Source organism: Paractinoplanes hotanensis, assembly GCF_023717965.1.
Classification (GTDB): domain Bacteria; phylum Actinomycetota; class Actinomycetes; order Mycobacteriales; family Micromonosporaceae; genus Actinoplanes; species Actinoplanes polyasparticus.
In genome coordinates this window covers 349110-357117 of record NZ_JAMQOL010000008.1, presented here as the reverse complement: position 1 = coordinate 357117, position 8008 = coordinate 349110, and the positions used below count along the sequence as shown (strand labels likewise).

The window sequence follows — 8008 nt, the reverse complement described above, 5'->3', positions numbered from 1 at the left end:
ACTTCACCGTCAGTTGCTCTTGAATCTCCACCATCACGCCCATAACAGATCAACGGACCACAATCCGTCAAGCTACGGGTTATTTCTCGGCGAGCCCTTAGAAGGCGCTCATAAGGGGAGCTGGCTAGTTTGGATCTTTGCGGTGATGCAGTGTCGGGACCAAGCTCTGCTCGCCTGATCGCTGCGTCATTTGGAATGCATCCTGCCATTCAACCCGTGCTGGCTCCTTGCCTGGCCGATGATTTGGGTAGTCGGGATCATTTAAGGGGTGCGATGTCGGGTCAGGTGCAGCTTGAGCAAGCCGTCATCCATGTGGCGGTCGGCGCCGGAGACGTGGGGGAAATTCATCGACTTATCAGCAAGGCGGGCCTCAATAGTCAGACGGACGTCAAGAACGGGACGATCACGATCACTGTTCCTAGAAGGCATGCTGGTTCAATCGCGGCCAGAATCCTTCTGATGTCCGCAGGGATTGAAGGGGCAGAGTCTGCCGAAGAGATCCTTGCAACGGAACGCGCCAACATGGGGCTTTGATGGTATCGCTGGTCAGCCCGACAGGCTTGAATGCTGGCGGGCTGGCCAGCCCTTGGAGGTGGAGAGGCCCGGCGAGTTCGACGGCGCCTGCCGCTTAGGCCGACAACGAAGATGGCCCCTGCCGGATGGTGCAGGGCATACTTGGCACGTATCGTCCGTCTGGGGACCCTCCTGGACTCACGCTCCGCCTGCTTGTTCTCCAAGCTGGACTGGGGGACGAGACCGTAGTTGGTTCCTAAACGCGATGACGTATGCGATGGTGTGGCCGTGGGGACCGAGCTTCGAGTAACGCTGCCTGGGCCGGAAGGGTCGGCGGACGCGCGGCGATCGTTCGCCGTCCTGGAGCAGGTCTTAACCCTTCTGGGTGAACTTGAGGACCGCGCACTCAACAAGCCCTCTGGTCGAGCAGATGACCGCACGACGTGGGGCATCTCGGAGCTGTATCTTGGCAGCCTGGTCACCACTCTTGCGCCGAACGAACCGAAACGGGGCGCCACCAGCACGGTGCTCGACGGTGTCCTAGCTCATGCAGTCCGTGGCTTTGAGGCAACAGAGGAGCAGGAAGGCCTTCCTGAAGGATGGGATGTCCGGGCTGCCCGCACTGCAGCGGACCTTGCCCGCATGCTCGGCCTTATGAAAGCGGCCGGCATGAAGGTGGAACTGCTTCAAGACAAGCAGGTGAAGCGAACGGTAACCGTCACTCGCCGTTCGGCAGAAAACCTAAACGCGACACTTAAAGTGCGGCGAGAGTCGATCGGATCGGCTATTGGCACCCTGGACACGGTCACGCTCCACGGCAAGCGCGAAGCGGCGCTCTGGGAAGAGCGAACATCGACTCGCGTCGTTGTGCACTTCGGCGCTGACGACCTTGAAACGGTCCGGGCTGCCCTTGGTCAGAGGGTCGAAATTTCAGGACGTCTCATCCGAGACTTTGGCGATCGGCTTCTGGCGGTGAGAATGCGCAGTATCGAGGTGCTGCCAAATGCAGCCGATGCCCCAGTAACCGGCCTTATTGGGATGAGCCCCGACATGATCGGCGACAGGTCGCCTGAGGAACACCTTGAGGAGCTGCGCGGTGCGTCCTAGCGATCCCGACTCGGTCTATCTGGAGTCGAACGCGCTGATCTACGCGGTGACGAAGCGGCCCGGCTATGAACCCATCGCAGAAGTGTTGAGACTGGCCGAAGAGCGCAAGCTCGAAGTCGTCATTAGTATGCTGACATACGTTGAAGTTAGGGGGTGGGGACTTCAAGATCCGTATCCCGTAGAACTGGATCAGGAGGGTGTCAAGCTGCTCGATAGCCCACACCTGGTTCGGGTTGAACTTACTCGTCGGGTTGCCATCCGTGCCCGGGAGATCGCCGTGAAATATTCGCTGAAGAACTACGACGCCATCCATTTAGCCTGTGCGTCGGAGTATCCGGCGGAAGTCATGATGACTTGGGACAAGGGATTCAAGGGCCCCCGCAGGGTCGAGGGCGTCTGGATCGACGAGCCGTATGAACTCGGTGGGCCTCGGCTGTTCTAGCGCCCCTCCGTCGACCCGACCGGATCCTCCGCAGAGGCTCTTCCAAGCACCAGCGATCATGTTCCTACCTCAGCGGTGGGGCCTGAGCTGGGCCGCGGGCCATGATGGCCGGTTTGAGACGAGAACTGAGACGCCGAAGACTTAAGGCCGGACCCCATGGGGCCCGGCCTTCAGCGTATGCCCTGCTCGGGCTGGCGGAGGATACGAGATTCGAACTCGTGAGGGGTTTCCCCCAACACGCTTTCCAAGCGTGCGCCCTAGGCCACTAGGCGAATCCTCCGTCAGCCAGGATACAGAGGCGCGCGTGTCGGCAGACGCAGGGTCCCCGCCCGTGTCCGCCGGGGGCCGGGTAAGCTGGGGCCAGCCTCTCGTGCGGCGTGCATCTCGTGAACCTCCCCAGGGCCGGAAGGCAGCAAGGATAAGCGGGCTCTGACGGGTGCACGGGAGGCCCTTTATTTTCCCGACCCCTCAGCGGTACCTGGGTTGGTTCTTGTCGTACCCCCGACGGACAATGGCGCGGTCGTCGAGGAGGGGCACCAGTGGCACTCGCGCTATACCGCAAGTACCGTCCGCGTACGTTCGCAGAGGTCATCGGCCAGGAGCACGTCACCGAACCGCTGTCTCAGGCGCTGCGCAGTGGCCGTCTGCACCACGCCTATCTCTTCTCAGGCCCGCGTGGCTGCGGCAAGACGTCCAGCGCTCGCATCCTGGCCCGCTCGCTCAACTGTGAGCAGGGCCCCACTCCCGAGCCGTGCGGGGTCTGCGGCTCGTGCCGCTCGCTCGCCAACGACGGCACCGGGTCGATCGACGTCATCGAGATCGACGCGGCCAGCCACGGTGGTGTGGACGACGCTCGCGAGCTGCGCGAAAAAGCGTTCTTCGCGCCCGCCAACAGCCGCTACAAGATCTACGTGATCGACGAGGCCCACATGGTCTCGTCGGCCGGTTTCAACGCGCTGCTCAAGCTCGTCGAGGAGCCGCCGGAATACGTGAAGTTCATCTTCGCCACCACCGAGCCCGAAAAGGTGCTCGGCACGATCCGGTCGCGCACCCACCACTACCCGTTCCGGCTCATCCCGCCGGCCACCCTGCGCCCCTACCTCCAGCAGCTCACCGAAGCCGAGGGCGTCCAGGTCGAGCCGGCGGTGTTCCCGCTCGTGGTGCGGGCCGGCGGCGGCAGCGCGCGCGACTCGCTGTCGGTGCTCGACCAACTGATCGCCGGCGCCGGCCCCGAGGGCGTCAGCTACAACCGGGCGATCGCGCTGCTCGGTGTCACCGACGTCACCCTGCTCGACGAGATGTGCGACGCGCTCGCGGCCGGCGACGGCGCGGCGGCCTACTCGACGATCGACCGGGTGGCCGAGGCCGGCCACGACCCGCGCCGCTTCGCGTCCGACCTGCTCGAACGCTTCCGCGACCTGATCGTGCTCCAGCAGGTGCCCGACGCGGTGTCCAAGGGCCTGATCGACGGCCCGGCCGACCAGCTCGAGGCGATGGGCGCCCAGGCCGCACGGCTCGGCCCGGCGACGCTCTCACGCTGCGCCGACATCGTGCACAACGGCCTGGTCGAAATGCGCGGCACGACCGCCCCGCGGTTGCTGCTCGAACTGGTCACCGCACGCATGCTGCTGCCCGGCGCCGAGGATTCGACCGGCGCGCTGCTCCAGCGCCTCGAACGGATGGAACGGCGCCTGTCCCTGGGCGGCGAGCCGTCGCCACTGCCCCCGGGCGACGCGCCGACTGCTGCCGCCGCCTCCGTTCCCGCTGCCGTTCCCGCTCCCGTGCCTGCTTCTGGCGGGGGTGGCAGCGCGGGCTTGTCGGCGGCTCGCGCAGCGGCCGCAGCCGCCGCACGGCGCGCTGGTACTGGGGGCCGCGCCGCCACAGCTCAGCCGAATACCCCGGCTGCTGCTCCCGCCTCCGCTCCCGTTTCTGCAGCCCCGGTCTCTGTTGCTCCGGCGTCTGCTCCCGTTTCTGTAGCCCCGGTCTCTGCTGGTCCGGCGTCTGCTCCCGTTTCTGCAGCTCCGGTCTCTGCTGCTTCCGATTCCGCGGCTCCCGTTTCCGTACCTTCGTCATCCGCGGTTCCGGTGAGCGCGGTCCCAACGTCTGCGGTTCCGGAATCGGCTACGCAAGCCGGTGCTGCGCAGGCTGGTGCTGCGCATACCGGTGCTGCGCATACCGGTGCTGCGCATACCGGTTCTGCGCCGGCCGGTGGGGGCGCGGGGGCGGACTGGAACGATGTCGCCGCCGGAATGCCCGATGGCGGGGCCGCGATCGACGGCCGCGTCTCCGAACCCGACTACGAAGAACCGCCGTGGGACGACGAGCCCGACGACTTCGACTCCGGTGACGGACGCCCCGCCGCATTGTCACCGTCTCGGCAGGCCGCACCGACCCCGAACCTGGCGCCCGCGTCGTCGGCGATGGAGTCTGGGGGCTCAACTGCGTCCGCGCGAGCCGCCGAGTCTTCGGACGGCGATTCGGCGGGCGAGTTCTCCAACCAGGCAAACCACCCGGTGCGGCGTTCCGAGCCTGTCGCCGAGGCCATCCTTCCGGGGCGGCCGGAGTCAGCAGGCGGTGGCGCTCCTGCGGGAGTGCTGCCGGATGCCCCCGAGGAGCCGGCGGCCGCGGCGGTCGAAGCGGCGGCGGCTGGGCCGGGGCAGTTGACGGCGCAGGCGGTGCGGCAGGTGTGGCCCGAGGTGCTGGCCGAGGTCAGAAAGCAGCCGCGCGGTGTGGTGCTGCGGGCGATGGCGGCCGACGCGACCGTGCGCGAACTTGAAGGCGAGACAGTCGTCCTGACCGTGCCGTCGCCGCGGCACGCGCAAGGGATCACCCAGGGGGCGGCGCTCATCGTCAACGCCCTGTACGAGGTGCTCGGCGGGCAGTGGGAGATCCGCTGCGAGGTCGCGGGCGCCGCGGGGGCGACCCCGTACGGCGGCTCAGCGCCGGCCCGCGGTGGGTCAGCGGGCGGTGGTTCTGCGGGCAGTGGTTCCGCAGACGGCGGGTCGGCGGGCGGCGGCCGTGCCCAGGGTCGCAACCAGAGCGCGCCGAGCCAGCGGCCGGATGTGGGCGGGCAGCGGCAGGCTTCGGGCCGCGCGGCCGCGGCTCCTACGGGCGTGGCCCCGGCCGGTGCTGCTCCCTCCGGGGCGGCCCAGCAGACAGCTCAGCCGGCTGCGGCTGGGCGGGCTCCGCACACCCAGCGGCGTCCGTCGGAGGCTCCGGCCGCCGGCGGTGACGACGATTGGCCGGAGCCGGCCCAACCCGGCGGCCACTCGACCGCGGCCGCAGCCCCTGTCGAGGATGACGAGGAGGATTGGCCCGAGGTCCGCGCGATCCCGACAAGCCCGCCACCTCGGTCGGACGATCAGGGCCGGCCGGCATCCGCCGACGTGTTCGGCTCCGCCGCAGCTGGCTCGGTCGACGCGGGTGCTGCGGCGGTCAATCCTCGTGGCGGGGATGGTGCTCACCGCTCGGGCCTCGCCGCCGAGAGTGACCTCGCTGCGGGCAACCGTGAGTCGGGTGGCACTGGATCCGAGGTCACCAGCTCTGGCGCCGCCGGCGGCGGCCTTGATGCGGGCAACCGTGGTTCGGGTGGCATCGGATCCGAGGTCACCAACTTTGGCGCCGCCGGCGGCGGCCTTGATGCGGGCAACCGTGGTTCGGGTGGCACTGGATCCGAGGTCACGAGTTCTGGCGCGGCCGGCAGCGGCCTTGATGCGGGCAACCGTGGTTCGGGTGGCATTCGGCCCGAGGTCACCAGCTCTGGCGCGGCCGGCAGCGCCCTCAGTGCGGGCAACGGTGGTTTGGATGGCAGCGCGCGCGGCGCCGGAGCCGAGGTCACCGACCCTGGCATCGGCGGCGCGGGTGCTGAAGCGCCAGGTTTCGTCGATCGCGACGCGGGCGGCGTAGCCGAGGGTGCTGTCGGCTACGAAGCGGCTGGCGGCTCGCCCGCTGCCGGCCGGGTCAGCGGATCCGGTCGCGAAGCTATTGGTCTTGGCGAAGGCGGGCCGCGTGACCCTGCGCAGGGCGAGCGGCAGGGCGATGCAACCCCGGCCGCCGGCAGTTCGGCTGTGGCTGCCGCCCGGGCTGCTGCGGCGCGGGCAGGGGCGAACGCCGCTCGCAGTGCCGGCGGAGCGCCGGCCCCGAGCGCGCCGGCGGGCGCGGGTGGCGGCGCCGGTGCTGCGAGCACCGGGCGGAACTCCGGGCCGAGCAGCGGCCTGGCCGCGGCCCGGGCTGCCGCGGCCCGTGGGGCGGCCGGGGCGCGGCCTGCGGCGAAGCCGGCCAACGAGGCCTGGCCCGACGGTTCACCCACGGAAGAGGCTCCGTACGACCCCGAGTTCGACGGGCCGCCGTCCGGCAAGGCCAAGTTCGAGGGGTTCGACCCCGGTGACGAACCGCTCGACGAGGTGATCGACGAGAAGACGGCGCGCGAAAGCGGCGAGCAGATGGCCATGCGCCTGCTCCAGGAGGCCTTCGGCGCCGAAAAGATCGGCGAGAGCTGACCGTGTGACCCAGTCAGCAAGTTGGGCCCGGTCCCCGCATCCGCGGGCGGCCGGGCCTTCCTGACTTCCTGGTCGGTTGGGGTTCGCCCGTTCGTGCTCGCGGGGCCACGCGGTTTGGCCGGCTCGGTCGCTTCGCCCGTGCCCGCGGGGGCCACCCCGGCGCGGCCGATGGGTGATCGCTGCGGGTTGATTGTGGGGTGGGGTGTCGGGAGTGGCGCTTGGTGTCGTCGGCGTTAGGGGCGGCTACGCTGGGCGGCGACTGCGCGCGGGAACGTCGGGGATTGACGGGCTTGCGCGTGTGCGGACTTTCAGCGGACATGAGGAGCGGTGCCATGCGCCCGGGCGGACAGCCGAACATGCAGCAGATCATGAAGCAGGCGCAGAAGATGCAGCAGCAGGTGGCGGAGGCTCAGGCTGAGCTGGCCGCGGCCGAGCTGACCGGCACGGCGGGCGGCGGGCTCGTCACCGTCACCGTGACGGGGCTCGGGGAGTACAAGTCGGTGAAGATCGACCCGAAGGCTGTGGACCCGGAGGACGTCGAGACGCTGGAGGACCTCGTGCTCGCCGCCATCCACAACGCCGCCGAGGCGCAACGTGCGCTCACCGAGGAAAAGATGGGCCCGGCCACCGGTAGCCTGACCCTGCCGGGGTTCTGACCGCGTGTACGAAGGCGCCATCCAGGACCTGATCGACGAGCTGGGGCGGTTGCCGGGCGTCGGCCCGAAGAGCGCCCAGCGGATCGCCTTCCACGTCCTGTCCGCGGATCCGGCTGACGTCAATCGGCTGTCGACCGCCCTGCGCAAGGTCAAGGAGCTGGTGCGGTTCTGCACCACCTGCTTCAACGTGGCCGAGTCGGAGCAGTGCCGGGTGTGCCGGGACACCCGCCGCACCAACGAGGTGCTCTGCGTCGTCGAGGAGCCCAAGGACGTCGTGGCTATCGAGCGGACCGGGGAGTTCCGGGGCCGCTACCACGTGCTGGGCGGCGCCATCAATCCGCTCGAGGGCATCGGGCCGGACAACCTGCGCATCCGGGAGCTGCTGCTGCGGCTCGGTACCGGGGAGGTCAAAGAGTTGATTCTTGCCACAGACCCCAATACCGAGGGTGAGGCTACCGCCACTTACCTGGCATTGATGATCAAGCCGATGGGGATCGCGGTCACGCGTCTGGCAAGCGGTTTGCCGGTTGGCGGTGACTTGGAGTACGCCGATGAAATTACTCTGGGTCGTGCTTTCGAGGGGCGACGGGCGGTTTAGCCGTACGCTGGGTGATTGCTTGATCACAAGGCGATAGCATTTTGGTCCAGATTTGCTGCTCACGGGCCATCTACCCGGTAGTTTCCGATTGGTCGGGGCCGTAGATCACGGTCACATCACGACGGGGACACGGAACCGGACGTGTGCGGTCCGTGAACTTGACCTGAAGCCCCGGCTTAGGTGAGTGTTCCTT

5 protein-coding genes, 1 tRNA gene, 1 other RNA gene and 1 pseudogene are annotated in these 8008 nt (G+C 68.3%); 7 read left to right on the top strand and 1 reads right to left on the bottom strand.

Annotation, left to right across the window (positions count from 1 at the left end; all coding sequences use genetic code 11):
* The first annotated feature begins 273 nt into the window (after positions 1-273).
* The 3 genes from LXN57_RS07785 (at position 274) to LXN57_RS07775 (ending at position 2062) form a co-directional block, all read left to right on the top strand.
* Positions 274-534 (top strand): hypothetical protein, encoded by a 261-nt coding sequence (locus tag LXN57_RS07785; protein WP_251797312.1) that lies wholly within the window; start codon positions 274-276, stop codon positions 532-534.
* A 267-nt stretch (positions 535-801) separates the two neighbouring features.
* Positions 802-1620, top strand: coding sequence for a hypothetical protein (locus LXN57_RS07780; protein WP_251797311.1), 819 nt, complete (start codon positions 802-804; stop codon positions 1618-1620).
* Complete coding sequence (locus LXN57_RS07775) at positions 1610-2062, top strand: type II toxin-antitoxin system VapC family toxin (RefSeq protein WP_251797310.1); 453 nt, start codon at positions 1610-1612, stop codon at positions 2060-2062. The genes LXN57_RS07780 and LXN57_RS07775 overlap by 11 nt, the downstream gene beginning before the upstream one ends.
* 192 nt (positions 2063-2254) lie before the next feature.
* On the opposite strand, the gene LXN57_RS07770 is transcribed toward LXN57_RS07775, so the two are convergent.
* Positions 2255-2342: transfer RNA gene (locus LXN57_RS07770), tRNA-Ser, on the bottom strand.
* A 79-nt stretch (positions 2343-2421) separates the two neighbouring features.
* Between LXN57_RS07770 and ffs the strand changes: the two genes are divergently transcribed.
* The 4 genes and pseudogenes from ffs (at position 2422) to recR (ending at position 7815) form a co-directional block, all read left to right on the top strand.
* Positions 2422-2518: signal recognition particle sRNA small type (gene ffs / locus LXN57_RS07765), an RNA gene on the top strand.
* Positions 2519-2601: 83 nt separating this feature from the next.
* Positions 2602-4245, top strand: a pseudogene (locus LXN57_RS48575) (DNA polymerase III subunit gamma and tau); the annotation flags it as partial.
* Positions 4246-6917: 2672 nt separating this feature from the next.
* Positions 6918-7217 (top strand): YbaB/EbfC family nucleoid-associated protein, encoded by a 300-nt coding sequence (locus LXN57_RS07755; protein ID WP_251797332.1) that lies wholly within the window; start codon positions 6918-6920, stop codon positions 7215-7217.
* A 4-nt stretch (positions 7218-7221) separates the two neighbouring features.
* Positions 7222-7815 carry a recombination mediator RecR gene (gene recR, locus LXN57_RS07750; RefSeq protein ID WP_221378178.1) on the top strand — a complete coding sequence of 198 codons (594 nt, stop codon included), beginning with the start codon at positions 7222-7224 and terminating at the stop codon, positions 7813-7815.
* Positions 7816-8008 lie beyond the last annotated feature (193 nt).